Origin of the sequence: Kineococcus glutinatus, from assembly GCF_039542765.1 — a bacterium.
GTDB classification, from domain to species: domain Bacteria; phylum Actinomycetota; class Actinomycetes; order Actinomycetales; family Kineococcaceae; genus Kineococcus_A; species Kineococcus_A glutinatus.
Genome location: NZ_BAABIL010000001.1, coordinates 1 through 26,760 on the forward strand (window position 1 = coordinate 1; position 26,760 = coordinate 26,760).

A 26,760-nucleotide genomic window follows, 5' to 3' on the forward strand; every position below is an offset into this window, starting at 1 on the left:
ATCCGCTCCCTTCCCGACGAGCTGCTCGGCCAGCAACGGCACAAGCCACTGCGGCACCGGGACCGTCCGCACGGAGGTCTTCGTCTTCGGGGTCTCCACTCGGAGGTGACCGCCTTCATCCACGATGGCGCGACGGATGGCCAGCTCCCGGCCCAGCTGGTCGAAGTCTCGGACCTGCAGGCCCGCCACCTCACCGGAGCGCAAGCCACACCACGCCATGACGTGCAGCGGCAGGGCGCTGTCACTGGGGCACTGCTCCGCGATAGCCCACACCTGCGCCGCCGTCAGAAAGCGCCGACCGGCGTCCGCCTTGCCCGGCAACGCCGGAAGCCGGACTCCCACAGCCGGATTGCTCGGGATGCGCTTGGTGCGCACCGCAAGGTCGAGCACCTGCTTGAGCGTCAGGTGCGCCTGACGGACCCGGGACGGACTCAAGCCACTCCGGTGCAGCCCGGCGACCCACGTCGTCACGGCCTCGTGCGTGACCGCAGCGACCGGGGTACGCGCCCACGCCGGGGCGATCTGGACCCGTAGCAGCCGTTCGTAGTTGTCCCGCGTGGACTTCTTCACGTCCAGCTTGATCTGGAGCCACTCTTGGCCGTACTCACCCACTGTGACCTTGCCGGAGGTTGGGTCAAGCCAGTCGCCGCGCCTGACTGCGCGCTCCTGCTCGATTGCCCATGCCTGCGCATCCTTCTTGCGATCGAAAAGCTTAGTCTTCTCCCGCCCGTCGGGGGCGCGGTAGACGCCGAGGTAGCCGCTGCGGCCGCTCGGCTTGCGGACATGCGCCATGTCAGTCGTTGCCCTCCAGCAGGGCCATGCCCTTGTCGGTGAGCCGGCCCAGCGAGCCCGGCTCGGGGGTGGTCAGCAGTCCCATCTCGCGAGCCCGCCGCACACGGGCGCTGAGCGTGTTGCGGCTGATGCCGGTCAGATTGACCAGGTACTGCAGGGGCTGTTTGTGCCCCTGAGAGACCAGCTCGGCATAGACGTTGGCGAAGGCCGCCCACTCCTGCGGAGTCTCAAGCCGGGCTGGCACGTCGGGCACTTGATCTTCGCGCTTCATGTGGGTGGCGATGAGGCGGGCCAGGCGCTTGCGCGCGTCGTTCATCGGAATGGCCCGCATTACCTCAGTGGTGATCCCATCGGTCTTACGGATGGCCTCGGTGCACGCCTCCCGCTCGGGATGACGGAAGCCCATGATCGAAATGTCCACGTGCATGGGGCCGTAGACCGGGGACGTCACCGAGTTACGCAGGATGACCGACCACTCGCCCAGAACCTGGTACTCGACCTCCATAACTTCCGGATCGGCACCTGCAGGGTCCTGTCCCGGGTGGTGCGCGGGGTTGTCCTTGCTGGGGCCTTCATAGAGCAGGACCCAGGGTTCCGTTCGTTCCATAGGGTGATCCTGCGCGCGGCACCTTGCATCTGTCAAGGGCCGCGTGCGACATTCGGAACGTGGCAGCCGCAAGGTGCGGCATGTCACGCACAGGGAGACCCATGACCACGACATCAGCACCGGAAGCCTTCGTTGCCGGCGAGCAGGCCGCTGACCTGCTCGGCAAGGACGTGCGCTGGTTGCGCAACAACGCCGAGCGACTAGCGATCCCGCGCTACAAGATCGGCAACCAGTACCGGTACCGGCTCAGTGAGGTCGCCGCCTGGCTGGAGGGCCAGGCCGTTCGGTGAGCTATGTGAGCCCGGGGCAGGTGCTCCAGCTCGCGGAGGTCGTCGCCCGGCCCGGTGAGCGTGGGATGCTGCTCGGCCGCGACAACGCTCCAGCTCGGGACGAGCAGGGGCGGATGTTCCTGTCCCTGGTCGAGGCGGTGGCGTCGGGGATGGCCTTCATGGTCACTCCCCGCGAGGGACTGGTGCCCCTCGACGGCGACGCCGACGCCGACGGCAACCTGCCGGGCTGGTACGAGTCGGCCCGGTCCTTCTGCGAGCGCCTGGGGTGCGAGCTGGTGGAGATGACCTCCGGCTCCGCGCGTGGCAGCCGGCATCTGTGGGTGGTCACCCCGGTGGGGTGGACCAACGCCGACTTCGCCCAGCGGCTGCGCCTGGAGGTTCCCAGTATCCCGGACCGCCAGGTCCGGCACGGCAGCCGGATGCGACCACCCCTGTCGATCCACCGCGAGGGCGGACGCGGCGACCTCCTCGGCGGTCTGACCATCCCCGAGGTGCTGGAGACCCTGAGCACCCGTCCCGGCCGGTGCGATCTCACCGAGCGCACCCAGCAGCGGATGCGCGAGGGGGACGAGACCATGACCCGAGACCGGCTGGCCACGTCCCTGGCGCTGGCCTACGTCAACGCCGACGAACCGCTCCAGCGGTTCGCGGACGACATGCTCAACCCCGCCAACCTGGCGGGCGCGAAGGTGCAGGCGCTACCGCAGTCCAAGCGGTGGGCATACCTGGAGCGCAAGTATGTTGCGGCGCAGCGGTTCGCACAGGAGCACCCGCCCGTGGCGGGGATGGCGCGGCAGCGGGAGCTGGAGTACCTGCGTGCTACGGCGCCGGTCTACCCGTTCACCGGCAGAGAGCGCGTCCCACGGGCCGCGTTCGCCTACCTGGTCGGTCTGGCGCTGGAGTACCAGCGGCTGGAGGTGGCGTGCTCGGTGCGCCAGCTCGCTGACGCGCTGGGCACCAGCCGCAAGTCCGCCACGAAGGCGCTGGCGACGCTGCGCCACCGCCACGGCCTGGTGCAGTTGCTGGAGGAGGGCCACAACGAGCGGGGCTCGCTGTGGCGTCTTCGACCCGAACAGGTGCGAAAGGTGGTCACTCAGATACCTGGGGGGGAGCGCTGTATTACGAGTGGCCACCTTTCTCCCGCGTTCACCTCCTCCGGGCTCCACCCCGTCTTCGGTGGCCCGGGCCTGCCCTTGGGGGCGGGCCTGCTGTGGCAGGCGATGGACCCGCAGGTCCAGCGCTACACCGTCACCGAGCTGCTGGAGCGGGTTCCCTGCCTGAGCCGGGAGACCGTCCGGGAGTACCTGCACCGCCTCCACGACGCCGGCCTCGCCCGGGTGAACAAGGAGCGCGGCCACTACTGGACGCGCATCGACCAGCCCACCAAGTACCTGAACGCCCTGGCCGAGCGCTACGGCTCGACCGAGCGGCGCCAGCAGCGCCACGCCCAGTTCGCCCTGGAGCGTGCGCTGTACGGGCGCGAGGGCCGCGTGGAGCAGGCCCCGAAGCGGCGGTGCTCCGCCGTTCGCCCGGACGGCACCCCCTGCCAGTCCTGGGCGCAGGCCACCGGCCCGCGCACCCGGGCCGAGTTCTGCCAGGTCCACGGGGACGAGCAGCAGCGGGCAGCGGCCCGCGCCTGGAAGGACGCCCAAGCCAACCCCGGCCAGCTCCCGCAGGCCGCATGACCACCACCAACACGACGAGGAGCACGACCTTGACCACGCTCACCGCCACCGCGACCCCGGCCGGTTTCGCCGGCCAGCTCCTGCCCCACCAGCTCGACGCGCTGGTGTTCCTCCAGGCCCGCCCCCGGGCGTTGTGCGCCCTGGCCACGGGGATGGGCAAGACCGCCACCGCGTGCGGTCTGGCCGCGTGGATGCTGGACACCGGCCAGCTCCACGCCGAGAGCGACTCCCCGGCCGTGGTGTACCTCACCGACGCCCCGCTGCTAGAGCAGACCGCCGCCGAGGTGCGCCGGTTCCTGCCGGGCGTGGCCGCCGCCACGACGAAGGAGACCCGCTACTGCGACACCAAGCCCAGCGCCAAGGCGGTGCAGGCCCTGCGCGAGCGCCAGGGGCGGGCACCGCTGGTCGTGGTCGGGACGTACGCCTGGCTGCTGAACCGGCTGGAGTCCACCGCCGCCGCCTGGCGGCCGGCGCTGGTCATCCTGGACGAGGTGACGGCGGTCTCCGGTGGTGGACCGATGCAGCGGGCCAGCCGCGAGCTGGCCGCGCGGGCGCAGCGGGTGCTGGGGCTGTCGGCCACCCCGTACCAGTCCGACCCGATGCAGTCCTTCTCCGTCCTGGAAACCATCGGCACGCCCGGCCTGTGGGCCCGGGCGCAGTTCGCCTCGCAGTTCGTCACCTGGTCCGAGCGCTACGAAGTCACCCCCGGCTGCTGGGTGGAACCGCGACCGGAGAGCTTCGCCAGCCCCGCCCACCAGGAGGCCTTCCGCGCCCACCTGCATGCCCTCATGTACCGGGTGCTGCCGGAGGAGACCGGGCAGAAGCTGCCCGAGCTGACCCGCTCCTACGTCTGGGTGCCGCTGCACCCGCTGCAGCGCACCGCCTACGAACACGCCGCCGCCCGCAGCGGCGCCCCGGGGGCGAAGGCCCGCGAGGTGGCCGGCCGCCACGCCGGAGCCGTCTCCTCCCTGGTGGACGAGCTGGTCGCCCAGCTCACCGGCCCCTACGCCGGCCGCCAGGCCGTCGTCTTCTGCGAGTCCCTGGAGGTCCTGCCGCTGGCCGCGGCGGCCCTGGAGAAGGTGGGCATCTCCTCGGTCACCATCGAGGGCAAGGTGCCCCAGACCCAGCGCGAGCCCGCCGTGCGGGCCTTCCGCGACGGCCACGTCCAGGTCCTGCTGGGCTCGCGCGTGCTGGAGCGCGGCCTGAACCTCCAGTGCGCCAACCTGCTCATCTCCCTGGACTCCTCCTGGACCGAGGACCGCGAGGTCCAGCGGGAGGGCCGTATCCACCGCATCGGCTCCCTCCACGAGATCGCCGAGCACCTGGTGCTCTTGCCCGACACCCCGCTCAGCCGGGAGAAGCTGCACCGCGTCCGCCTGCGCGGACACGTCGCCCGCTCCATCCTCTCCACCCGCACCTGAGCAATGAATACCCACAAGTAAAATCAGCCAGCGAATACCCGAAGATATTCGCAGGATATCCAGAGCGAAACAAGGAGGTGAGAGAGATGTCCCCCTATCAACAGTCGAAGAAGCACAAGAAGAGAGGTGCGCCAAGCCGCTGAGCCGACCGAAGCACGATGACCGGCCACCCCAATAAGGTGGCTTTTACCATGTCGGCGACTTCCTCAGGGTGCCCGTCGGCGACCTTTCGCACAGACGGCCCCTAGAGGCCGCCAAGCCCAGCCCCCTCCCCCGCGGTGTCCCCGGCCTGTCCGAGGCGCTCAGATCGGCGCACAGGGCCGCTCAGGGGTGGTCTCTGATTCTGCGCCACCGTGCGTTTGAGGGGTGGGAGTGGGGTGGGCTTCTGGGGGAGGTCGCCAGCCCCGGCCAGATCTCCATGGGAGATGTTGCAGGATGTCCCCAAGAGTGGCGGAATCCGAACCGGAAAGAAATCCCTATGGCCATAGTAGCTGGGCTATGTGGGGTGCTATTATTGAGTACTGCCGGGTCAACCGCCGGAGAGGTCCGCGTCAATGATTTGTTGAGTCTTCGGATCTGCAGGTGGCTGCCGCGTCCAAACAGGAAGTGAGGTTTGGCCCCACCGCTCGGGCCAAAGACTCGAGGGGCGGCTCTAGTTAGCACTGGGGGCGCTGAAGCGCCTAGAGCAGGACTCGAACCGCTGGCAGGAATGGCAGGTGATTTCCAACTTTGCAGCTGCAGACCTACGGGCCTACGTCCGCGGCCTCTACGAAAGGTCGGATAGCTGACTAGTTGGGAGCCGCTCTATTAGACCCTTCTCGGCACCGCGCCGTTGCCTCCGAGACTGATTCGCTCACTCGGAATCAGCCGCATCCGGTGAAATTGCTGAATCAGGAAGTTTCCGACACGCAACCGCTTTTTGTCCGAAGCCAGAGATCGGCATGTCAGGAGAGTATGTAGTATGGGTGACGTTATTAAGCCTAGGGGTCGCTCGCATGCGATCGCCGCTCATCACTTCAATTTTAGCCGAGAGAGCCACCTGAATCATGGTTCCGAGGATCATGGGAGCGCCATTGATGGGCGCAACCAACGGCTCCCTGATTGCAAGCTGATAGTGGCCTGTCGCAGATAAATCGGCCTCGGGATGCTTCTCGAAGTTGAGTGACTCCCAGTGGCCTACGATGGTTTGCCCTCCGATGAGGGATGCCGCTCGACGGATTGCATCTCGTTCAGTAGGCGTAAGCGCGCTGGCGTCCGGGATGAGTACCGGGGTAGCTATCGCGTGCTGGATGATGGCCAGTGCACCTACGAAGCGAAGCAAGGCTGGAAGTGCGGGTGGTTCAGACGCCTTGATTGGCGTGAAATCCATGAAGGGCCCATATTCGCCCGCCACCTGGAGATTGTTGGGCGCCTGCAGGTGGGCAGCGAACGTGAGGGCCGCCAGAGCTTTGCTAGCTTCACGGCCCTCTAGAGGATGAAGTGTGAAGTTGATCTGTCCGCTTAGCGAGGTCAGGTCAATAAGTGCTTCAGATTCCAGGAGCCCGGAGTCGTCGACTCCGCGAGTCCACGTTCCTGTGCCATCCAACCCCGCGGTGGTTGCTTGATTCATGTTCAGCTCCGCGAGGACTTCGCCGGCTGCATCGACTATGCGAAGCCGGTTTCTAGTCTTGGTCTCACTTCCTTCAGCGGCCGATAGCTGGATTTTGCCGACACTAGGTCCGCCGGACAAGCCGCCCGGGAAGTCGACCTTGATCGAGGCGGCGACCTCTGCGGGCTTGCCGTATTTGCTCCAAAGTTCCAGTGCCGCCTGGTCGTCAGGAGAGCCCTCGAAGTCAAATTCGAGTTCCAACGGTATGGGTCGCTCCTCCAAAGACTGCGCGGAGCGCTGATAGATTTTGAACGTCAGCCATCGCGGCCCGGGAACGCTTTCCTGGGTGGCGGCAATGAGTCCTGGCTCAGGCGCAAGTTGAGGCCGATGCAGATCAACGCTGTAGCCGTACCGAAAGTGCGGGTCGGTATCGAGCAGCTCGCTCAGTTGCTGCAGGTACTGGCGGATCTCAGCGGGCTCCAGTAGCGCCGCGGAACCTGCGCCAGGGCTATCAACGACGGTCCCTCCGCCTTGCGTGGGAACTTTCCCCACCTGCAGCAATTGCGCTACGGCCGCGACGGCGTCACGAAGACGCTCTCGTCCTCCATGGAGGTAGTAGTCTACAACGTACGGGAATTCAGAGGCGAGACTCTCGCAAAAGCCCAGTCCCTTCCATTCAACTTTCCTTCCCGGGGCCTCGAGCCAGGCGCGCATGCTCGCGAATTCTGCATCGGTAACCTTGGCCTTGGTATCCTTGGCTAGTTTTTCGAAGGCTAGCTCAGGAAGCTGGGCGAACCAATCTTGAAGGTTCGGGAGAGTTGGATCTAAGGGGGCGACTAGGTACCAGTCACGCATGGGGAAGCCGCGCCGGACCAACCCGATGAGAACTCTGCCAAAGGACTTTTCGATCTGCCCCTTCTGGCCGTCGGTCAAATTTGATGCGAACTTCTTGACTTGATAGACGTCCCACTGCGCATCCTTGCCGACGATGGTGTGGCCATCAGTGGGAATGATGATGTCGAGTCCGAAGTCGCCCTGGGCTGGGCGAATGCGCAGAGCGCGATTGTTCCAGTTGTAGAACAAGTTCGACAGGACGGTTTCGACTTCGTCGCCGCTCAATGCCGCCCATTCCACGCGTCCCAATCTTCTACCTCCCGAGAATATTACGGATTTTTCGGTAGCCGGTGAGAATCTGCCATGGGCGAGGGCATCGAAGGTGTTGAGACGCGTTGAACCCGTTCGGTTACGATGGTGGCGAATAAATTGAACCGGCGCGTTCACCAAAAACCTTTGCGCTCTTCTGTGGTGTCAGCCTCGATGTCTCCCGCGAGCTCGCCCAGACTACTGCCCGTCCGCTACTTGCCCACCGCAGCCATGTCAGGACTCGCCGTGTCCGGCGAGCGCTGGAATGCTTCGCCTAGGCGGTCCTGTTGCGGCTCCTGCGTCAGCGTGCCACGCCAGATGATCTGGCCCGCGACACCGCTGGCCGCGCGCAAGATTCGGGAGGTCATGTCTGTAACGTAGTGATGGTCCGTGCTCGTTGACACGGTTTTGGGCAAGCTGCCCTGGGTGGCCGGTGAAGCCCGATGCAGGCGGCATCGTCCCAGACGGGTTGATGATGGTCGGCGCCTGTCGGGACGACGAGTTACGTGCTCTGCTGCTGCTCTACGGGCAGGTAGATCCTGTGCATGGCGCGGGCGAAGCGGAGGAGCTGGGAGAACAGGGACTGCGGGTTGTCCGGGTGCCCCAGGCCAGGCATCCGGACGGCGTCTAGGGCATGGTCTGAGAGCTCCCGTGCCAGCCAGCGGGTGGTGCGCACCTTCCACACCTTGCCGGCTCCCCGAGGGTGAAGGGTGGCCGCCTCCAAGGCGGCGATGGCGGCCGGGCGATCGATGCGCCAGTCGAGCTTATTGTCAGGCACCACAGCCGTCAGCAGGGCGGCCATGATCTGCTCGGAGACCTCGAAGGTGGCCTCCTCGTGCACGTTCATGAGGGAGTTGTCCATGTCCTCGCCTTCCACGGCTTGTGCGCCGCCTCGAAGATGCTGTGCCTTGTGATGGATGGGCACCGTAGTCAGCTCCCCCTAGATGGAGAAGTGGGTTGGGCACCTTCGCTGCCGACTCGCCAAGCGCGCCCGACCTGCTGGTCGAGCCAGGTGATGGCCTCCTCCAGGTCGATTTGGGTGAGGAAGGCGGTCTCGGTGGCGCCACCTTGGGGCATGTCCGCCACGCTCAGCGCCTGGGGGGCGCCACCATCGCGCCATGTCGTCAGCAGCGCCTGCTCCAGCGCGCGGGCCTGACCGCCGGTGGGTATGCGCCAGATGGTCCGGCGCCCATAGCGGGTCAGTGGCGTCCAGCCGTGCTTGAGATGCTCGCGTAGTCGCAGGGAGTCGTCGGCGGCGATGCCGACCTTCGCAGCCTGCCAGCGGTGGTGGACGATGAGGTACAGCAGTGCCGGCTCGGCAGTTCGTATCCGGCCTGGGGCGCACTCCGGGCAGCCACCGCCGGCCACGACGCGGCCGTAGGCGGGCTTGACGATCCATCCACATCGCAGGCAGCGGCAGCGCCACCCGACGTTAGCCCCCGGGTAGGCCTCCAGGGGCTGGAGGCCAGCGGCCACCATCAGTTGCTTGGCCTGGGCGACATCGACGCGGGCGCCGGAGCAGTAGCCGCAGGTGCTGCGGCCGCGTCGGACGTTGTTGTAGGTCGGCGCCACGGTGCGCTGGCAGACGGTGCAGCGGCATGGCCAGGGCGTATCAGCCCCCGGGTAGGGCACCTGCGGTTCCATTCCGGCCTCGCGCATGAGGTCTACGGCTTCTTCTGGGATGACGCCGTGGCCGGTGCAGTAACGACAGGCGCTCTGACCGCCCCTGATGCTGGCGTAGCGGGGTGTGATGGCTCTCCCACAGGCGGTGCAGCGGCAGGGCCACTGGACGTTGCCGCCGGGGTAAGGCACCTGCGGCTCGGCGCCGGCGGCGCGCATCGCCGCCTCCGCATCAGCGGCCCGAACCGCAGTGCCCGAGCAGTAGCCGCAGACTCCCTGGCGGCGGGCGTTGTGCAGGCTGGGGGTGATGACCTCACCGCAGGCCACGCACTGGCATCGCCACGGCTTCATCACGCCGGGAAAGGGGTCCAGCGGGGTAACGCCGTAGCTGCACATCTCGGCCACCGCCTTTTCCTCGGCCATGGTGCGGGTGCGGGCGGACTGCTTTTTGCCGCAGTGCTTGCAACCTCCGGTGCCCTGCTGCACCGAGTTGTACAGCGGGCAGACGGTCTGCCCGCAGCGCCGGCACTCGCACAGCCAGGGCGTCTTGCTGCCCGGGTACGGAACGCACGGCTCCAAGCCAGCGGCCCGCATCACCTCCACCGGGTCCTGCTTCGGCATGCGCCGGCCGCGGTCCGTGTCCTGCATTGGCACCGGGCATCCCGTCCCTTTGTCGCCGTCCATGGCCCGCCCCAGACAAGCTGACACAGTTGATGATGCGGTCGGATGCTACTCATAAGTCTGTAGACCTACAAGTAGCAGACGGGCAGCGTCGAGCCCGTCATGGAAGGCGACCTCCAACGGGCCGTAGGGCGCAGCTTGCGCCGCCACCGTCAGCAGCGCGGCCTGAGCCAGGAGGCCTTCGCCGAGGTCGTCGGCGTGCACCGCACCTACATGGGCGGTCTGGAACGGGGCGAGCGCAACCTCACCCTGCGCTCGGTCGAGCGCATCGCCGAGCGGATCGGCGCCGACCCCATCGCCCTCATGCAGGAGCAGGACTGCTGACCTGACCGCATCAGGCCTGATGGCCCGGCGGCAGCGAATGAGGCGTCCGCGTACCGCGTGGTGTCTATCTACCCCTCATCCCCGGCCCGTCAATCAGGATGAGGACTCCCTCGTGTCCTGTTGCTTGCGCAGCAGTCGTCGTCGCCGAATCGCGTCCCCCATGGCAGTGCCGACGAACGCGCCCATCGCGGGCAGCGCCTTGCCGGGGGCCTCCGACCACGAGGCATCCAGCAGGTAGTGGCCCACAACGATGGCGATGCCCCAGGCCACCAGGCCGGCGGCCAGGTAGTAGACCCACAGCACCGCCCGGCGCGAGCGGCAACGCCACGTGCTCACGGCCGGCTCACGGCCGGGTGCCCCGGTCGCGCAGGTGACGGCGCGCCCGCCACAGCCCGGTGCCCACCAACGCGATGAGGACCACCTGCAGCACCGACCACCACGGCTCAGCCTCGCGCCAGCGCACGACGAGCCCGACCGCGAGGATCGCGGCCACCGCCCAGAACAACCCCCGCCACCGCCAGATGCCGGCCTGGAGCCGGTCAGCGGCGGCAGCTCGCTCAGCGTCGGTGCTCATCCCCGGCACCCTTCCCAGCCCGCCGGGACGCCGCCACCGCGACCTGCTCCACACGGGTGACCCCGGCGGCTCGTCCGCCGCGCGCTCACGTCGTCGCCGTGCCGGCCGCCGGGCCGGCCCGTCGCCGTACACGACCTGCACCAGGTCGATCCGCGCACCGCAGACGTGGCAGCGGCTCAGCATCGTCTGCGGAGCCCGCGCCTTCTCGGCGGCCAACTGACGGGCGACTTCTACCTCACCCGGCCAGAACAGGTGCTCGTGGCGTGGGTCGTCGGGGTTCGGCATGTCGGGCACGCCGACCAGCGTGCCGAGCGGCACCGACAGCCCCGACCGCGCGCAGCGGCCAGGGACTGCCGGGACCTACGGGGTCAGGCAGCGCCGATCCGGCCACTGCCGAAGCGGACGTACAGCGCGAAGTTCGCCATCTGCACGGCGATGAAGGAGTGCGCCTTCTGCACCACGATCACGATGACCGTCCGTGCCCGGGGGCCCGGAGGGCAGGGGGGGTGCTGCCTCCCCGCTGCGATAGCTTCTCCTGCCGCACAGAGCATGATGAGCGCCGCGATGAGTACCGCGAGCGGATGGTCAGTGTTGAGTCCATCGGTGATGGCGGTCGCGGTGATGCCGCGCGCCAGGTCGATGAGGATGGGCCCGAGGCCGCCGAACATGAGCAATCCCTTCTCGGGTGTGGTCGCCTTCGCGACCACGACGTGGTCCAGCAGGAGCGGCTGCTCCTGCCCACCTCGACGCCCAGGCACCGCACTAAAGGTGCGTGCGGTGTTGCTCAGTCAACGACTAGTGGGTAACGTAACCCGTGAAGTTGAACCCGCGTACTGAGCGCCTAGCGCGAGGTACAGCCCGGCCCAACAGCCCGGGCGTGTCTTCGGTGCTCCACGGCATGCTGTGGCCGATCGACTCACCCCTTGCTGGGAAAAAATCTTGGTCGGGATAGTAGCCCCACCCCCCGACTCCCGGGTTAAGCATCCCCGGGTCAAGCTCCACGGCCGAGCCCTGGGTGGAAGTTTGTTGCCGACCGCTGCATGGCAGGCGCCCACCCTGCCGGGGCGCTGGGTACCCGCCCGACTGGTGGCCGGGCCGCTGCCCACTGCGCTTGCGCATCGCTGGCTCGGCGCCCGCACGGCGAGCGGTCCGTGATCACTGCCATGTGCTGCGAGCGATCGGCGCGCAGCGCCGATTCTACTCCGTCACTCGATGCTGACGCAGAGTGCTCACCCGGACGGTGGCCAGGCGGCGTCGACCACCCCGCGCCTCGGTGTCCGGCCGGACGGGGCGTGAAGCTCCCCTGCTCCACGGCCGTTCGCTGGAGAGTCAGGCATCGGCGGGCAGCACCCGGTACTGGAAGGTAACGATGCCGTCATCCTGGTCGGGCCCGTAGCGGTGATGCTTGGCGCCCTTCGCCCTCATCCGGATCCTGGCGTAGCAGGCCTGCCTCACGTCCTGCTCGGTCACGATCCAGCGCAGCGTTACCTCGGTGCCGCTGGCATGGTCGGCGTCCCACTCTGAATGGCGCCCGGGGATTTCCAGCGTCCACAGCAGTTCCTGCCCCTTGGGGTCGGTGGCCCTGCAGGTGAAGGTGACGGGCTGCCCGGGGCGCAGGGTCAAGCCCGTGGTGGTGATGAGGTTGGAGGACGGGTCCTGTGCGGACTTGCCGTGCCCGTCGGTGACCGACTCGATGCGGGCGAATGGATCGCCCTCGGAGTCCTTGGCGCTCAAGTAGATCGTCACCCTGTTCCTGATGTCACCGGCGATGCCGGAGGCCAGATCCTTCTCGAAGGGCAGCAGCTCGCGGGAGTGAGCCTGCGGAACCCGTAGACCTTCGAAGCGCAGCAGGAACGCCTTGATCTCATGGTCCTTAGCTCCAGCGAAGGCCAGCGAGAAGCCGCGACTCCACTGCTTGATGATCATATCGCGCAGCTCGCGCAGTTCGGAGTAGTGCAGAAGATCGCTCGCCGCTTCGGCATGTCCCCGCCGACCGCGAGTCAGTTCCTCGTCGTTCTGCTTCCGTCTCCACTCCTTGAGCTGGTCTGCCGTGAAGTTCCGCTCCAGCCACCCCTCGCCGTCCCGAGCCGACAGCACGGCTGTGATCAGTTGACGGAGGGCCTGCTCCAGCGTCGTCACGGCGAGGTGCGGATCCAGGTAGGCCACGTGGTCAGTCGTAGCACCAGGTGAGTGGTGGTCTCTCCGAGATGGCGAAGTTGATCCTGCAGCTGGCCCGAGCGGCCAGCAGGCCCGGCGCGACGCCGCCGGCGATGAACTAGACCCGCTGAGGCCGGGCCATGGGTGCCGCCGACACGCCGTTGACCCGGGATAAACGGTCCCCTCGAAGGCGACGCCAGCTGCGCCCTCGAAGGGCTGATACCCGCGGCCGCTACACCGCCGGCTCGGCGTTGTCACCGTCCTCGGACGCGGCCTCGTTGCTGTTGTCCGGGGTGATGTCGGACCTGAGGGCGCGCACGAGCTGGGCGAGGGAGCCGACGACGAGCGCGACGCCACCGAGGCCCACGGCGCCCCCGTGGCTGATTGCGTAGACGCTCACAGCGAGGACGAGCACGACGGCGGCGACGGCAGCGACCCGGTCGAACTGGGCGATCACGGCAGTACCACTCCATTGGGACGTACTGGGTGCGCCACCTTGGCGCACCCGAAGGTGCGACTTTCTGGTGGCGCCACGTCCCTACGCAGCTAGCCGAGATCGGCTCGGTTGATCAGCCCAACGCTCGCCCCGATCCCCGAGTTCCAGCCGGCTAGGGCATGCCTGCAGCGTCCTGCGCGGGCGTAGTGCCATGGGTGCCGCCGAGACGCCATTGACCCGTGATAACCCTGTCTTCTCGCGGGTCATTCGGGTAGGTTCCCGGCCATGACATCTGCTGCCACGCAGCCCATCGAGCAGGCTCCCGAGGAGCCCGTCGAGGGCGTGGTGCTCGTTGCCGACCCCTCGCGCGAGGTGCAAGACCTGGCGGTGGTCGGTCCCGCGACGCTGGACCCGTCGTCGCTGGAGTCCTGGCTGGCGGGGCTGCACCCGCTGCACCGGGCGGGCCGTTCGGCGGCGACGTGGCGGGCCTACGCCAGCGACCTGGCGCACTTCGCCACCTGGTGCTCTCGGCAGGGGGTCACGCCGCTGCCCGCCGAGCCGGGCACGGTGCTGGGTTACCTCCACGCCCACGGGGAGGCGCTGAGCCTGTCCACCCTGCAGCGGCGCCTGGCCGCCATCTCGGTGGCCCACCGCCTCATCGACGCCCCCTCCCCCACGACCAGCGAGACGGTGCGGCTGGCCTGGTCCGGACTGCGGCGCACCCACGGACCCCGCCGCACGGTCCGCAAGGTCGACGCGGTGCTCACCACCACCCTGGCCCAGCTCGTCGCCCCGCTGGGCGAGAGCGCGATGGACATCCGCGACCGGGCGCTGCTGGTGATGGGCTTCGCCGGGGCCTTCCGCCGCTCCGAGCTGGCCGGGCTGAACCTCGCGGACATCACCGTCACCGACGACGGGCTGCGCATCAGCGTGCGCTCGTCCAAGACCGACCAGGAGGGGCAGGGCCGCATCATCGGCCTGCCCTACGGCTCCCACCGGGCCACCTGCCCGGTGCGGTCCTGGCTCACCTGGGCCGCCATCCTCGACCAGCACGGCATCAGCGAGGGGCCAGCGTTCCGCTCCTTCACCAAGGCCGGCCGCTCGCTCAAGCCACGCGGGATGACCGGCGAGGCCATCGCCGAGGTCGTCAAGCGCCGCGCCGCCGCGGTGGGCATCGACCCCACCAGCGTCGCCGGCCACTCCCTGCGGGCGGGGTTCATCACCTCAGCCGCCCGCGCCGGAGTCCCCGACCGCACCATCATGCGCCAGAGCGGACACCGCTCCCCCGCCTCGCTGTCCGCCTACGTCCGCGAGGGCACCCTCTTCCAGGACAACGCCGCCGCCCACGTCGGCCTCTGACGTTGCCGTTACCTGCTGGGCTGGGCCGGTCCCACTTGCTTCACACCTGACTCTCGGGCGCTGCAGGAACGAGGGATCGGCGCGGGTAACGCGTCCGATGTCGCGGCGGAGATGGTGGGGCCTGCTATCGGCGAGGGCGGGGCGCTACTGCGGCGGCCACGGCTCCGTCCCCGCCTCCGCTCCTCACGGGGAACCGTGCGCAGAGCGAGGATCAGTCCGATGATCGACACGCTTGCGCCAGCCGCCGCGGTCGATACGGCGAGAACCTCGCCGACAAAGACAACCGACTCCCAAGTACGGCTCACCGGGCCGTCGGACGCGGCCACTACATAGGTCAGCGCGACAGCCAGATGTGCGACGAGGCCGAACATGACCATGCCGAGGCCGAGTTGGAAGAGGAGCCGGATGGCCAAGGCGGGGCCCTTCACGACGGAGGCCTCCAGCTCCTGCGCTTGATGGACAACGGCAGCCGTCATCGCGGTGCGCGCCCCTTCCGGGGCGTGCGGTGACTCCGACAGCTCCTTGAGAAGCTTCCAGTCGCGCTCCAGGCGGGCACGTAGCTCACGCCGCTCGCGGCGTACGGCGATCCACGCAACGGCACCACCGAGCAAGCCGAGCAGGCTGACAATGGTCTCCCAGTCAGGCATCGATTCCTCGCCCTTCTCCCGGCGGCCAAAGCCGCAGCATCACGAGTCCGCCGGGCCATCCTGCCGCCACAAGCGCCCAGTGTCGTAGGCGATGTAACACCAAGAACGGGCGGTTCCCGGTGATCACCGAGTCCAGGGGCTCGCGCCGCAGCCCGGTGGAACCTGCGGCAGCGAGAATGAACTCACGCAGAAGGAACGTCGTGTCGCGTCTGGTGGCGGGGGACTGCCACCGGACGCCGCGCGCTCATGCCGATGTCCACCTGCCCGCGGAACAGGGTGGTAAGTCATGCCGGCGCCTCCCGGACCGCATACAAGGTACGGTTGGCAACGATGTAGACGTATCCGTCGCCTAACACAAGACAGCGCGGAGGTAGTCGTCTGCGTCGACGGGCTCACGCCGCTGCCGCGGTGGACACAGGTGCTCGTTGACCGCCCGGTTACCATCTTCGAAGCTGCAGCCTCGCCAGCACCGACGCCTGACGGAAAGCCGACCTCCTGTAGGGTTCTCATCGGGTGAAGAGATGGTTTTCCTTGAGGTCACGCGCATTACGGCGGGCAACGCTCACACGAAGGGTCGCGGATCGGGCGGCGGAATGATCGCTGCCAGTTCTACCCCGACATCCACCCTGTAGTGGACCGCCAACTCGCCGATCTCCCGGCCCACGGCGTCGCGGTAGGCCTGCAGACACGCCTGGAAGTGGCTGTGGTCTCTTTTGAAGCTCTCGGAATCTTTGCCCGCAGCCGACACAAAGGAGGTACTCGCTGAGCGCATTCGCTTGAGGACACCCTCTAGGTGCCCACCACTCTTAACGTTCATAATCTCAAGCGTCAACCAGTGGCGAATATCGTTCGCGCTAAGTCGGCACTCCTCGAAGTCTTCGCGAGTGCGTGCCTCCGTGAGGACGCGCCGATCTTCCAGGTAAATGACCACTCTTCGGGCAAGGTCTTTGTTGGATGCGACGTACTCCCACGAAAGGCTGGCCGAAGCAAAGGCGTTGCCGCCGCCGACACCAGTCAAACGAGGCTTGGTCATGTCTGATCTCCTCCTGTGTGACGCTGCCGCATCTTGCCACGCTTCGTCACGTTCTGTCCGCCGCCGTAAGTATCCGACATCACCAGATCCCGATGTATGTGTCGGCACCCACTTGTAGTGGCATACAAGACATCGTGGTCATGTCGCGGTGCGGGACGCTCGGTCATGTCGCAGGTCGTGCGCGATCGGTGCAGCGTCCCTCCCGCCGCGTCCAGCATCGAGTTCAGGTCTAAGCCGACCGCCTGCGTGCAGGCCGCCGCCATCAGGTGCAGCCGACGCTGGCGCTCGGGTCGTGGGCCAGCGCCATCCCCCGTTCCCAGTCCTCGGCCACGGTGGGACTCTCCAGCGCGCGAGCAGCAGCCCGGTAGACGGCAGCCCGGTAGACGGCAGCCCGGTAGACGGCAGCCCGGATGGCCTCATGGAGGTCCGCCACCTCCCGGGCCAGGCCCAGCACGTCGTCCAGGTCTAGGTCGGCCTGCGGGGACCCCAGGGATGTAGATCAGCCGGCCGCGTCGGCGGCCGTCCACAGCCTGGGGTAATCAGCAGAATGCGGTAACGGCGATGATGAGCATCCACGCGTCAACCACAGGAGAGGTCACATGAGTGACGCAGGGTGGTGGGGCGTCGCCGCTGTCGGCGGCGTCTGGACGCTGCTCTGTCTCGGCGTTGGGATCATGGCCCGGCGCCGCTTTAGCCAGCTCAAGGCGCGGACCGACGACATCAGCGCGGAGATCCAACAGCTCTCCCGGCGCACGGCCTCCGCGCAGGAAGACCTACGGATCATCAAGGTCGACCTAGAACGTACTCATGGACACCTCGACCAACCCGAGGACCGCCCGCACCGCGGGGAAGAGCAGTGGTAGCCGTCTGGCAGTCACTGTTGATCATCGCAGGCGGCGCCGCACCGTGCCGCTTCGTGACGGTCGTGCTTACGGGGCGTGCCGCGGCGAGCAAAGCCCCACTCCACATGGGAGTGGGGCCTGCCCGATGTGCTCGGCGGTTCGGCTGTTGTTCTGCGAGCGTTCTGCAGAACAGGATGTCGCACATGGCCCTTGCCAGGTCCAAGGTGTCGCATTTGCGCAGGTCAGCGCCCTATCGGCGAGCATCCTTGCAGGTCAGAGGCGTGGCTCGAGGAGCTTATGAGTCCGCTGCTCTGACCGGCTGAGCTACCGCCCCGTGCGGGTGCATCGTCGCAGGTCGCCGACCCGGCGCGCCTCCCGCCGCCCCGAGCGTAGCGACCCTCCCGCGGGGGCCGTTCCGCGCCCGTGCTGCCGGCGCCACCCGAGCGGGGGGGCTCAGCCGCCCGGGGACGGCGACGGCTGCACGGCGGCGGGCGTCCTGCGCCTTCCGCCGGGCGACCCCGCCGCTCGACCTGCGGGGTCGCCCACGTGGGCACGCCAGCGGACCATCCTCAGGCACCACGCCGCGGAGCCGCCGGGCGGGGCGGGGCGGGGATCCCCAGACCCCTCCCGGCACGGTGATCGGCCAGCAGAGGCACGAGCCGCTGCGGGACGGGCACCGACCGGACGGAGGTGCCGGGCGCCCGGACCCGGCCGAGCTGCACGGGCGGGGGCTGCTGTGGTGACGGCGGCGACGGCAGCGACGATGCCGGCTGCACGCAACGCCCCGGAGGTCACGGCCGCAACGTGTCGACCAGCGAGAGCCCGTCGTGTCGCCTCCTCCCCTCCAAGCCCGGACCTCACTCCGGACGTCTCCCACGTCCCTCCCGAGGTGTTGACACCCGATGACGGGTCGCGACCGTCAGGTCAGCGGCTTCACCGCAGGTCACGCAGCGGCCGGTGAGGCGGTCGTCTCGGTGCCACGGGTCGGCCGCGTGCCGGCCTGCCGGGTGCTGCGGGTCTCTCGATCGGACTCCTGCGAGCGACCTGATCGGTCGGCTTCGGCGCGAGGCGCCGCGGGTGCGAACCCGACGCGGACGATCACGGAAGTCCACGCCGACCCTCACGCGAGCCACGGCGCCCACGCCGAGGACGACGTGTGACCTGGAGCCGATCACGCCCACCGGCGACCACCGCCCGGTGAGCTCGGTGCTCGCGCGCCCGCGCGAGGTCGCACGCCGGAGGTGGTCGGCGCGCGATCGCCGGCGCTTCGTCCGCCACCCCGCGGGTGGAACGCATCACGTTCGGAACGAGAGACCAGGTATCGCGGCGGCGGTTGCTCGGGCGATTCGCCCGTGCAGTCGAGCACCAGCCTCGTAGAACATGTGGACGACGCCGTTCTCCTGTGCGAACGAGGGCGCCGCGGCTCGGCCCAGGTCAGGAGCTGCGGTCGTGGGCTCGTACATGACCCCGAGGTGCACCTCCTGGTCGAAGTCGGTTCCGACCCGGGTGACGTGGATGGCGTCGACGCTGTTGTAGATGACGTGGGGGATCCCGTTCTTGAGCGCAAACGTCGGGTTGGCGATCTGGGTGGCCCCGTCGCCGGCGGGTGAGACCAGCGGGGTCTGCTGCACCGTCCAGCGCCTCTGGTCGCCGGACCAGGCGAGGAAGATCTTGCGCGTGCCCGCCTGGTTCCCCATGAAAAGCATGATGTAGGTGTTCCCCCGGCCGGGGATGGCATGGCGGAAAGCTCGCGCGTAGGAGGTTTCGGTGACGTTCTCCGGCAGGTCCGCCGTCGTGAGGATCGCCCTGTCGTAGGTCCAGTTCAGGCCGTCCGCAGAGCGAGCCAGGCGGGTGGTGGTGTTTTCGCCGTGGTAGTAGAGGTAGAAAGTTCTGTTGGCTTCGTTCCACAGCACGTGGGGTGACGCGACGTGGGACACGCTGTGGTGCGGAGCCCAGGTGCGCGCGACGACGGGATTCGCGGAGTACTCGGTGAAAGGTCCACCCAGGGAATTCCCGTAGGCCATGCAGATCCCGCCGGGAGCGTTGTGGGGGGAGTAGTAGAGGTACCACCTACCCAGAGGATCGGCGGCTCTGCCCGCCACCAGGCGGATGCAGGGGAAGATGAGTTCGTCGGTGGGGTTGTAGGCCAGATCCTCGCGCCGGAACGGGACACCGCGATGGGTGAAGGTCGGCCACCCGCTGAGGGCTTGCGCGGCGGGCGCTTGGAGCACGGGAACCGCGACCACCGCTCCACCGACGGCGGCTGCGCGCAGAACGCGACGGCTCGTGGGACGGGTGTGATCCATCCACCGGTCTTCACCTCGTCGTGAACACTGCGACGGCGTTGCTCTGGACCAGACCCACCATGCGAGGGGGGTCGCACCGAAGTCAAGCCTCCGCCTCGACACCTCCTGCCGGCGCGGGGGCGGTCCCCCTGGCCCAGCGTGCTGCCTGGTCCTGGCCGCCACTGGAGCTGGTGGCCCTTCCCGAGTTGCGGCACGGTCGGGGCACCTCCCGGGCAGTGCGGAGCGTTCCCGACCACACCTGCCTGATCCGTCCGGTCGGCGCCGTCCTGGCGGAGCGACACGATGCGCAGAACGCAGGCCGGCGCCGCCCGAGCGGTGGGGCTCAGTTGAGGGAGGCCGTGCCGGGTGCCGGCCGGGTGGCGTGCCCGGCGGGCCCCGTGGCGGTGCGCTGGGGCAGGGTGAAGCGGACGGTGGTGCCGCCGCCGGGGGTCTCCTCCACCCAGATGCGCCCGCCGTGGCGCTCGACGATGCGCTGGCAGGTGGCCAGGCCGATGCCGTGGCCGGAGCGGGCGGTGGGGTCGACCTGGGCGAACATCGCGAAGACCGCCTCGCGCTGCTCGGGCGGGATGCCGATGCCGTTGTCGGCCACCGCCACCGCCCAGCCGTCGGCGCCCGGCGTCGCGCTGACGCCGACCTGGCAGGGGCGCTGCGGGGAGCGGTACTTCACCGCGTTGGCGATGAGGTTCTGCAGCAGCTGCCGCAGCAGGACCGGATCGCCGTGGAGGACGGGCAGGGACGTCGCCCGCACCTGGGCGCCGGCCGCGCCGATGGCGGCCTGGAGGTCCAGCACGGCCTGGTCGAAGACGGTGCGCAGGTCGGTGCGCTCACGCCGGCACCGGGCGGAACCGGCGCCGGAGTAGGCCAGCAGCGCCTCGATGAGCTCCTTCATGCGCGTGGTGCCCTTCAGGGCGGTGGCCACCCAGTCCCGGCCCTGCTCGCCCAGGGCCTCGCCGTAGACCTCCCCCAGCATCTCGACGTAGCCGGCGATGACGGTCAGGGGGGAGTTCAGGTCGTGGCTGGCCACGCCCGCGAACTGGGCCAGCTCGGCGTTGGAGCGCTCCAGCTCCGCGCTGCGCTCGGCCAGCTCCGCGCTGCGCTCGGCCAGCTCGGCGTGCGCCTCGGCCAGTGCGGCCTCGCGGGCCTCCGCCTCGGCCATCGCCAGCTCCGCGAGGTCGCGCTGCTCCTCGGCGAGGACGCGGTGCTCAGCGGCCTCGGCGGCGAGTCGCTCGCTCACGGCGGCGGACGCGGCCATGCGGGCCAGCAGCACGTCGCGCTCGTCGCGGCCCAGGGCCAGCGCCAGACCCAGCACGGCGACCATCCCGACGAAGACCTGCACCACCAGCGCCCGGGTGGAGTCGTCGGCGATGGCGGCGAAGGGGCCGTGACCCATCAGCGTGAGCGTCACCGCCACCACGCCCACCGCGAAGTCGTGGACGACGACGATGGTGGTGTCGAAGCGCAGCGCCACCCACACCGTCAGGGCCAGCAGCGGGAAGGCGACCGGCAGACCCTGCAGCAGGCCGAAGGCGAGGGCGTAGGCGGCGCCGGAGCACACCAGCACGACGACCAGCTCCACCGCGCCCCAGCCGCACGGACGCCGGAAGGGCAGCGCCGGCCCGGCGACGTCGCCCGCGCGGCGCCGGTGGGCGCTGACGAGGTAGCCCACGCGCAGGCCCACGGTGAGGATCAGCACGACGCTGACGGTGTTGCGGATCATCCACACCCCGGCCGTGACCCAGGACCAGTAGCCGGTCAGGGCCCACACCGACGTCGGCCCGATGGTCGCGCCGGCCGCCGTGGCCAGCAGCGCCGCCGCGCTCAGCGCACCGAGCGCACGCACACCGGTCAGCGGTCCCCGCCCACCGGCTCCCCAGGCACCGGGTGCCCAGCGGGCGAACAGGTGGTGGAAGACGAGCACCTGCACGACGTTGGCCGCGACGAAGCACGCCGCCAGCACAGCGGGGGCACCGGTCCACAGGTTCACCGCGAAGGTCACCGCGGACAGCAGGACCAGGTCCAGCACGACGGTGCCGGCGCCGCGCCGCAGGGCGAACCACAGGGTCGCCACCCCGGCCGCCGGCCACACCAGGCTCAGGCTGGTGCCGTCCATCACCGTCAGCCGCCCCAGGAACACGGCCACGCAGAACAGCAGCGCGAAGCCGGTGCTGCCCAGCACCGCCGAGGCGGTCGGCCCCGACCGCGCAGCGGATGCGACGTGCGGGCGGACGTGCATGCGGACCTGGCTCCCAACGACCGGACGGCGACTCCTCGCGGAGATGTTCCACATCTCGTCGGAACGGCAGCCGCGCCACTTGACGACTTCTCGTGCACGTCGCCCGGACGCGGGTCACCGCGGCGGCCCGGGTCGGTGACGCGGCGAGCCCGCCGCGCGCCGGGTGTAACGCCCGGGGCGGGCGCGCCGATGTCACCGCTGGGCCCGGGGGGCTCGCGCCGGGATCCGGGGGGACCGCGGCCGCGAGGACGGGCCCACGCAGGGGGGAACGTCGTGTCGCGTCTGGTGGCGGGGGGCTGCCACCAGACGCCGCACGCGATCCACCCGCACGGCCGGCCACCGTCCGCCGCCCACCCCTCCTCGACCGGTCGTGGCGTCGCCGCTCGCGGCGTGGACCGGCGGTCAAAACGTTTACACCGCCGCCCGGTCACATCCGTTGCGCCACAGCCCTGTCGCAGCGGCGATCACGACCCGTACGCTTGCCCGCCATGACGCAGGACGAGGTGGTGCGAGCGTGGTGGGACGCCGCGGACGCGGCCGACCGCCGCCTGGCCCTCGGCCTGGGCGAGCACGACGCGCTGCCGGCGGAGCTGGCCCTGGACCTGGCGGTGGCGGGCGTCACCGTCGTCCCCGTCAGCCACGACCCCGTCGACGGGCGCCCGGAGCGCTACGCGATGCCGATCGTGCTGGCGCGCCTGCTCCACGAGCTGCGCGGGCCCGACCCGCTGGCACGGCCGCGCCCCCCGCAGGAGGAGGCGACGGGCTCCGCCGCGGGCACGCGGACCTCGCGGATCTTCGTGCGCTGACGACCGACCCGACGGCGGGGCCCGGCGCGCGCTCAGGAACCCTGCGGCAGCGGCTCGTCCGGGCAGTCCGACAGCACGTCCCGCATCGCGTCGCGCTCGGCCGCGGTGACCCACAGCTCGTAGCGCAGCTTCACCGCCACCTGCCGCGCCACGTAGGCGCAGCGACCCCGCGGCGGCAGCCAGGTGGCGGCGTCACCGTCGCCCTTGGCCGCGTTCAGCCCCCCGTCGACGGCGAGCAGCTCGAACGGGTCGTTGGCGAAGCGCTCCCGCTCCTCCTCGCTCCAGGCGGCGGCACCCTTCTGCCACGCGTCGGACAGCGCGACGACGTGGTCGATCTGCACGTCGTCGCTCGTGCCCTGACCGCGGCGGAAGTCGACCACCGCGCCGGAGTAGGGATCGGTGAGGGTGCCGCGCTGCACGACGCACGGGTCGTCGCCGCGCACCTGCACGGCCGCCAGGTCGCGGCGCAGCACGTCGTTGCGGGTGTCGCAGCCGTTGCCGTCGGGGTCCTGCCAGCCGTCCCCGAAGCGGTCGCGGGAGTACCCCGTCCTCGGCGCCCGGCCCTTGACCTCCAGCTCGTCCACCGCCGCCAGGGCGCTGCCTGCCGTCGCCTCGACGGTGGGCTCGTCCCCGCCGAACCCGCGCAGCAGCGCCACCACGACGAGGAGGACCAGCAGCGGCAGCAGCACGGAGCCGGCGACACCGGCCCGGCCGGTCCCGACACGCCGGGGAGTCCTGCCGCGCGCCACCGCACCCCCCGGGGAAACGAGCACCGTCAACGCAACGGGGCGCGCGACGTGGTCGCGCGCCCCGGAACCGGAAGCTCCCGCCATTGGACTCGAACCAATAACCTGCCGGTTAACAGCCGGCTGCTCTGCCAATTGAGCTAGGCGGGATCACTGCACCGCTGCAGCGGACCGATCGGGCGACCGCCGCAGCACGACAACCCTACCAGCCCAGCCGCGCCCGGTCGTCGACGGCGGTCGTCGCGACCCGGTGGCCGCGTCAGGCGCCCAGCGCCCGTTCCCGGGCCGCGCGCCGCTTGACCTCCATCGCCATCAGCTCCGCGAAGGCCGCGGCGTGGGCCTCGGCGTCCGCCACCGGGTCCAGCCGCTGCAGCCGCCGGCGCAGGTCCGCCACCGCCCGCGTCACCGCCTGCGCGGTGAGCGCCGCCACCACCGACACCGCCCAGCGGTCCAGCTCCGCGTCGTCGGAGACCGGCAGGTCCGCCACCGCGAGGGAGCCGACGAGCCCGGCGACGCCGCCCTCGGTGTGCTCCAGCACCCGCTCCACCCACTCCGGGCCCGCCGGCGCCTCGGCCGCACCGCCCGCGGCGGCGATCGCGTCCCGCACCGCGCGGTGCGCCGGCACCCCGAAGGCCTGCTCGGGCAGGGCGTCGAACTCGTCCGCCACCAGGTGCGGCACCTGCAGCGCGCAGGCCAGCACCCGCTGCTCCAGCTGCACGACGGGGTCACGGGTGTCGATGCGGACCTCCGGCGCGGCCGGCGGCCTGGCCGCCCTCCTCGCGCGCTTCCGCGCCCCGGGCCGCCAGCGCCACCCGCCGCAGCACGAAGCGCTCGTCCATGAAACCCAGCCAGCGGTCCAGCTGCACCGCGTAGCGCTGCCGCAGGCCGGCGTCGCGCACCCGCGCCAGCAGGGGTGCGGCCGCGTCCAGGGCCGCCAGCCGCCCCGCCTCGGAGTCCAGGTCGAAACGGCGCAGCGTCGAGCGCACCGCGAACTCGAACAGCGGCACCCGCCCGGCCACCAGGGAGGCGACGGCCGCGTCGCCGGCGGCCAGCCGCAGGTCGCAGGGGTCCATGCCGCCGGGCTCCACCGCCACGTACGTGCCGCTGGCGAAGCGCTGGTCCAGCTCGAAGGCCCGCAGCGCCGCCTTCTGCCCGGCCTCGTCGCCGTCGAAGGTGAAGACCACCTCCGCGCCGGCGTCGTCGCCCAGCAGCCGCCGCACGAGCCGCACGTGCTCCTCGCCGAAGGCCGTCCCGCAGGTCGCCACCGCCGTGGGCACCCCGGCCAGGTGGCAGGCCATCACGTCGGTGTAGCCCTCGACGACGACGACCTGCTTGCGGCGGGCCACCTCGCGGCGGGCCAGGTCCGCGCCGTAGAGCACCTGCGACTTCTTGTACAGCGGCGTCTCGGGGCTGTTGAGGTACTTCGCCTCGATGCGGTCGTCGTCGAACAGCCGGCGGGCGCCGAAACCCAGCACCGCCCCCGTGAGGTCCCGGATCGGCCACAGCAGCCGGCCGCGGAAGCGGTCGTAGAGCCGCCCGCGCGCCGAGCGCCCCGCCAGGCCGGAGAGGACGAGCTCCTCCTCCGTGAAGCCCCGCCCCCGCAGGTGCCGCAGCAGCGCCTCGCCGTCGCGGGGGGCGAAGCCGACGCCGAAACGGGCGGCCTCCTCCCGCGAGAAGCCGCGCTCGGCGAGGAAGCGGCGGCCCGCGTCGGCGTCCCCGGGCGCCTGCAGCTGCTCGGCGTACATCTCCCCGGCCACCCGGTGGGCGTCCAGCAACCGCTGCCGCTGGCCGCCGGGGGCCTGCTGCGGCCTGCCGGCGCGCCCGCCGTCGTCGAGGTAGCGCAGCTGCACCCCGGCGCGCGCCGCCAGGCGCTCCACGGCCTCCACGAACGTCAGGGCCTCCTGGCGCTGCACGAAGTCGATGGCGTCGCCGCCCTCGCCGCAGCCGAAGCACTTCCAGCGCCCCACCTGCGGGCGGACGTGGAAGCTGGGGGTGCGCTCCTCGTGGAAGGGGCACAGCCCCTTCATCGACCCCACCCCGGCCGGTCGCAGCGCCACGTGGTCGCCCACGACCTCCGCGATCCGCACCGCGTCGCGGACCGCGGCGACGTCGTCGGGGTGGATGCGGCCGGGCACGCCGCGAGTGTAGGCGCGCCGCCGGACGGCCGGATCCCGTCGGGGGCGGCACCGGTGCCCGTCACCGGCCGGGCCGGCGGCGGTGGCAGGATCGAGCGCGTGAGCGAGCAGCCGAGAGACCGCGCCTGGGGCTTCAGGACCCGCGCCGTGCACGCCGGGGCCGTCCCGGAGGCGGGCACCGGGGCGCGCGCGGTGCCGATCTACCAGACCACGAGCTTCGTGTTCACCGACGCCGCCGACGCCGCCAACCTCTTCGCGCTGCAGAAGTACGGCAACATCTACAGCCGCATCTCCAACCCCACGGTCGCCGCGTTCGAGGAGCGGATGGCCTCCCTGGAGGGCGGCCTGGGCGCGGTGGCCTGCAGCAGCGGCCAGGCCGCGGAGTTCCTGACGTTCGCGGCGCTGGCCGGGGCCGGCGACGAGATCGTCTCCTCCGCCAACCTCTACGGCGGCACCCTCACCCAGCTCGACGTCACCCTGCGCCGCTTCGGGGTGGACACGCGGTTCGTGCCCTCCGCCGACCCCGCCGACTACGCCGCGGCGATCACCGACCGCACGAAGCTGGTGTTCACCGAGCTGGTGGCCAACCCCTCCACCCAGGTCGCCGACGTCGCGGGCCTGGCGGAGGTCGCCCACGCGGCCGGCGTGCCGCTCGTCGTCGACGCCACCACCGCCACCCCGTACCTGTGCCGCCCGATCGAGCACGGCGCGGACATCGTGATCCACTCCGCGACGAAGTTCATCGGCGGGCACGGCACCACCCTGGGCGGGGTCGTCGTCGACGCCGGCACCTTCGACTGGACGAACGGCCGCTTCCCGCAGATGACGGAGCCGGTGCCCTCCTACGGGGGCCTGAGCTGGTGGGGCAACTTCGCCGAGTACGGCTTCCTCACCAAGCTGCGCAGCGAGCAGCTGCGCGACGTCGGCGCGACCCTGTCCCCGCACAGCGCCTTCCTGCTGCTGCAGGGCGTGGAGACGCTGCCGCAGCGGATGCGCGAGCACGTCGCCAACGCCCGGCGCGTGGCGCAGTGGCTGGAGGCGGACGAGCGGGTGTCGTGGGTGCGCTACTCGGGCCTGCCCTCCCACCCCCACCACGACCGCGCCGCGCGCTACCTGCCCGAGGGCCCGGGGGCGGTGTTCTCCTTCGGGGTGCGCGGCGGGCGGGCCGCGGGCGAGCGGTTCATCGAGGCCTGCCAGCTGTGCTCGCACCTGGCCAACATCGGCGACGCGCGCACCCTGGTCATCCACCCGGCCAGCACCACCCACCAGCAGCTCTCCCCCGCGCAGCTGGAGGCGGCGGGCGTGCCGGAGGACCTGGTGCGGATCAGCGTCGGG

27 protein-coding genes and 1 tRNA gene are annotated in these 26,760 nt (G+C 70.1%); 8 read left to right on the forward strand and 20 right to left on the reverse strand.

Annotation, left to right across the window (positions count from 1 at the left end; translation table 11 throughout):
* Both ABEB16_RS00005 and ABEB16_RS00010 read right to left on the reverse strand, forming a co-directional pair.
* Nucleotides 1–792: site-specific integrase (locus ABEB16_RS00005; protein WP_425560057.1), on the reverse strand; the 792-nt coding region annotated here is incomplete at its 3' end.
* Between the two features lies 1 nt (nucleotide 793).
* Complete coding sequence (locus ABEB16_RS00010) at nucleotides 794–1,399, reverse strand: hypothetical protein (RefSeq protein ID WP_345710227.1); 606 nt, start codon at nucleotides 1,397–1,399, stop codon at nucleotides 794–796.
* Between the two features lie 101 nt (nucleotides 1,400–1,500).
* Between ABEB16_RS00010 and ABEB16_RS00015 the strand changes: the two genes are divergently transcribed.
* The 3 genes from ABEB16_RS00015 to ABEB16_RS00025 are packed head-to-tail and all read left to right on the forward strand — an operon-like array spanning nucleotide 1,501 to nucleotide 4,795.
* Nucleotides 1,501–1,689: a helix-turn-helix domain-containing protein gene (locus tag ABEB16_RS00015; RefSeq protein ID WP_345710228.1), complete on the forward strand. Its 189-nt coding sequence runs from the start codon at nucleotides 1,501–1,503 to the stop codon at nucleotides 1,687–1,689.
* A 5-nt stretch (nucleotides 1,690–1,694) separates the two neighbouring features.
* Complete coding sequence (locus ABEB16_RS00020) at nucleotides 1,695–3,374, forward strand: hypothetical protein (protein ID WP_345710229.1); 1,680 nt, start codon at nucleotides 1,695–1,697, stop codon at nucleotides 3,372–3,374.
* Nucleotides 3,375–3,403: 29 nt separating this feature from the next.
* Nucleotides 3,404–4,795 carry a helicase-related protein gene (locus ABEB16_RS00025; protein WP_345710230.1) on the forward strand — a complete coding sequence of 464 codons (1,392 nt, stop codon included), beginning with the start codon at nucleotides 3,404–3,406 and terminating at the stop codon, nucleotides 4,793–4,795.
* Between the two features lie 853 nt (nucleotides 4,796–5,648).
* Here ABEB16_RS00025 and ABEB16_RS00030 read toward each other — a convergent pair.
* From ABEB16_RS00030 to ABEB16_RS00045, 4 genes are all read right to left on the reverse strand, one after another.
* Nucleotides 5,649–7,517, reverse strand: coding sequence for a hypothetical protein (locus ABEB16_RS00030; protein WP_345710231.1), 1,869 nt, complete (start codon nucleotides 7,515–7,517; stop codon nucleotides 5,649–5,651).
* Between the two features lie 221 nt (nucleotides 7,518–7,738).
* On the reverse strand, nucleotides 7,739–7,894 hold the full coding sequence (locus ABEB16_RS00035) for a hypothetical protein (RefSeq protein ID WP_345710232.1): 156 nt from the start codon (nucleotides 7,892–7,894) through the stop codon (nucleotides 7,739–7,741).
* 134 nt (nucleotides 7,895–8,028) lie between these two features.
* On the reverse strand, nucleotides 8,029–8,388 hold the full coding sequence (locus ABEB16_RS00040; protein ID WP_345710233.1) for a hypothetical protein: 360 nt from the start codon (nucleotides 8,386–8,388) through the stop codon (nucleotides 8,029–8,031).
* A 68-nt stretch (nucleotides 8,389–8,456) separates the two neighbouring features.
* Nucleotides 8,457–9,767, reverse strand: a complete 1,311-nt coding sequence (locus tag ABEB16_RS00045) for a hypothetical protein (RefSeq protein WP_345710234.1) — start codon at nucleotides 9,765–9,767, stop codon at nucleotides 8,457–8,459.
* A gap of 162 nt (nucleotides 9,768–9,929) precedes the next feature.
* Between ABEB16_RS00045 and ABEB16_RS00050 the strand changes: the two genes are divergently transcribed.
* Nucleotides 9,930–10,151: a helix-turn-helix domain-containing protein gene (locus tag ABEB16_RS00050; protein WP_345710235.1), complete on the forward strand. Its 222-nt coding sequence runs from the start codon at nucleotides 9,930–9,932 to the stop codon at nucleotides 10,149–10,151.
* A 93-nt stretch (nucleotides 10,152–10,244) separates the two neighbouring features.
* On the opposite strand, the gene ABEB16_RS00055 is transcribed toward ABEB16_RS00050, so the two are convergent.
* From ABEB16_RS00055 to ABEB16_RS00075, 5 genes are all read right to left on the reverse strand, one after another.
* Nucleotides 10,245–10,454 (reverse strand): hypothetical protein, encoded by a 210-nt coding sequence (locus ABEB16_RS00055; RefSeq protein ID WP_345710236.1) that lies wholly within the window; start codon nucleotides 10,452–10,454, stop codon nucleotides 10,245–10,247.
* A gap of 40 nt (nucleotides 10,455–10,494) precedes the next feature.
* A complete protein-coding gene (locus ABEB16_RS00060) occupies nucleotides 10,495–10,725 on the reverse strand; it encodes a hypothetical protein (protein ID WP_345710237.1) in 231 nt (76 codons plus the stop codon).
* Nucleotides 10,726–11,093: 368 nt separating this feature from the next.
* Nucleotides 11,094–11,432, reverse strand: coding sequence for a hypothetical protein (locus tag ABEB16_RS00065; RefSeq protein ID WP_345710238.1), 339 nt, complete (start codon nucleotides 11,430–11,432; stop codon nucleotides 11,094–11,096).
* Nucleotides 11,433–12,054: 622 nt separating this feature from the next.
* Complete coding sequence (locus tag ABEB16_RS00070; protein WP_345710240.1) at nucleotides 12,055–12,891, reverse strand: hypothetical protein; 837 nt, start codon at nucleotides 12,889–12,891, stop codon at nucleotides 12,055–12,057.
* 223 nt (nucleotides 12,892–13,114) lie between these two features.
* A complete protein-coding gene (locus ABEB16_RS00075; RefSeq protein WP_345710241.1) occupies nucleotides 13,115–13,339 on the reverse strand; it encodes a hypothetical protein in 225 nt (74 codons plus the stop codon).
* A 264-nt stretch (nucleotides 13,340–13,603) separates the two neighbouring features.
* Between ABEB16_RS00075 and ABEB16_RS00080 the strand changes: the two genes are divergently transcribed.
* The gene (locus ABEB16_RS00080) at nucleotides 13,604–14,677 is read left to right on the forward strand and encodes a tyrosine-type recombinase/integrase (protein ID WP_345710242.1); all 1,074 of its coding nucleotides are present in this window, start codon (nucleotides 13,604–13,606) and stop codon (nucleotides 14,675–14,677) included.
* A gap of 8 nt (nucleotides 14,678–14,685) precedes the next feature.
* On the opposite strand, the gene ABEB16_RS00085 is transcribed toward ABEB16_RS00080, so the two are convergent.
* The 3 genes from ABEB16_RS00085 to ABEB16_RS00095 form a co-directional block, all read right to left on the reverse strand.
* The gene (locus ABEB16_RS00085; protein ID WP_345710243.1) at nucleotides 14,686–15,324 is read right to left on the reverse strand and encodes a hypothetical protein; all 639 of its coding nucleotides are present in this window, start codon (nucleotides 15,322–15,324) and stop codon (nucleotides 14,686–14,688) included.
* Between the two features lie 562 nt (nucleotides 15,325–15,886).
* The gene (locus tag ABEB16_RS00090) at nucleotides 15,887–16,357 is read right to left on the reverse strand and encodes a hypothetical protein (protein WP_345710244.1); all 471 of its coding nucleotides are present in this window, start codon (nucleotides 16,355–16,357) and stop codon (nucleotides 15,887–15,889) included.
* A gap of 262 nt (nucleotides 16,358–16,619) precedes the next feature.
* Nucleotides 16,620–16,811, reverse strand: coding sequence for a hypothetical protein (locus ABEB16_RS00095; RefSeq protein ID WP_345710245.1), 192 nt, complete (start codon nucleotides 16,809–16,811; stop codon nucleotides 16,620–16,622).
* 145 nt (nucleotides 16,812–16,956) lie between these two features.
* On the opposite strand from ABEB16_RS00095, the gene ABEB16_RS00100 reads away from it, so the two are divergent.
* Nucleotides 16,957–17,220 (forward strand): hypothetical protein, encoded by a 264-nt coding sequence (locus tag ABEB16_RS00100; RefSeq protein ID WP_345710246.1) that lies wholly within the window; start codon nucleotides 16,957–16,959, stop codon nucleotides 17,218–17,220.
* 1,274 nt (nucleotides 17,221–18,494) lie between these two features.
* On the opposite strand, the gene ABEB16_RS00105 is transcribed toward ABEB16_RS00100, so the two are convergent.
* A complete protein-coding gene (locus ABEB16_RS00105) occupies nucleotides 18,495–19,505 on the reverse strand; it encodes a glycoside hydrolase family protein (protein ID WP_345710247.1) in 1,011 nt (336 codons plus the stop codon).
* A 322-nt stretch (nucleotides 19,506–19,827) separates the two neighbouring features.
* Nucleotides 19,828–21,681, reverse strand: coding sequence for an ATP-binding protein (locus ABEB16_RS00110; protein ID WP_345710248.1), 1,854 nt, complete (start codon nucleotides 21,679–21,681; stop codon nucleotides 19,828–19,830).
* Between the two features lie 545 nt (nucleotides 21,682–22,226).
* Between ABEB16_RS00110 and ABEB16_RS00115 the strand changes: the two genes are divergently transcribed.
* A complete protein-coding gene (locus ABEB16_RS00115) occupies nucleotides 22,227–22,544 on the forward strand; it encodes a hypothetical protein (RefSeq protein WP_345710249.1) in 318 nt (105 codons plus the stop codon).
* 32 nt (nucleotides 22,545–22,576) lie between these two features.
* On the opposite strand, the gene ABEB16_RS00120 is transcribed toward ABEB16_RS00115, so the two are convergent.
* The 4 genes from ABEB16_RS00120 to dnaG form a co-directional block, all read right to left on the reverse strand.
* Nucleotides 22,577–23,233, reverse strand: coding sequence for an HNH endonuclease family protein (locus tag ABEB16_RS00120; protein ID WP_345710250.1), 657 nt, complete (start codon nucleotides 23,231–23,233; stop codon nucleotides 22,577–22,579).
* Between the two features lie 134 nt (nucleotides 23,234–23,367).
* A tRNA-Asn gene (locus ABEB16_RS00125) sits at nucleotides 23,368–23,440 on the reverse strand.
* A gap of 109 nt (nucleotides 23,441–23,549) precedes the next feature.
* Nucleotides 23,550–24,008, reverse strand: a complete 459-nt coding sequence (locus ABEB16_RS00130) for a hypothetical protein (protein WP_345710251.1) — start codon at nucleotides 24,006–24,008, stop codon at nucleotides 23,550–23,552.
* A gap of 7 nt (nucleotides 24,009–24,015) precedes the next feature.
* On the reverse strand, nucleotides 24,016–25,425 hold the full coding sequence (dnaG, locus tag ABEB16_RS00135) for a DNA primase (RefSeq protein WP_345710252.1): 1,410 nt from the start codon (nucleotides 25,423–25,425) through the stop codon (nucleotides 24,016–24,018).
* A gap of 99 nt (nucleotides 25,426–25,524) precedes the next feature.
* Between dnaG and ABEB16_RS00140 the strand changes: the two genes are divergently transcribed.
* Nucleotides 25,525–26,760, forward strand: a 1,236-nt coding sequence (locus tag ABEB16_RS00140; protein ID WP_345710253.1) for an O-acetylhomoserine aminocarboxypropyltransferase/cysteine synthase family protein, incomplete at its 3' end; no start/stop codon positions are given.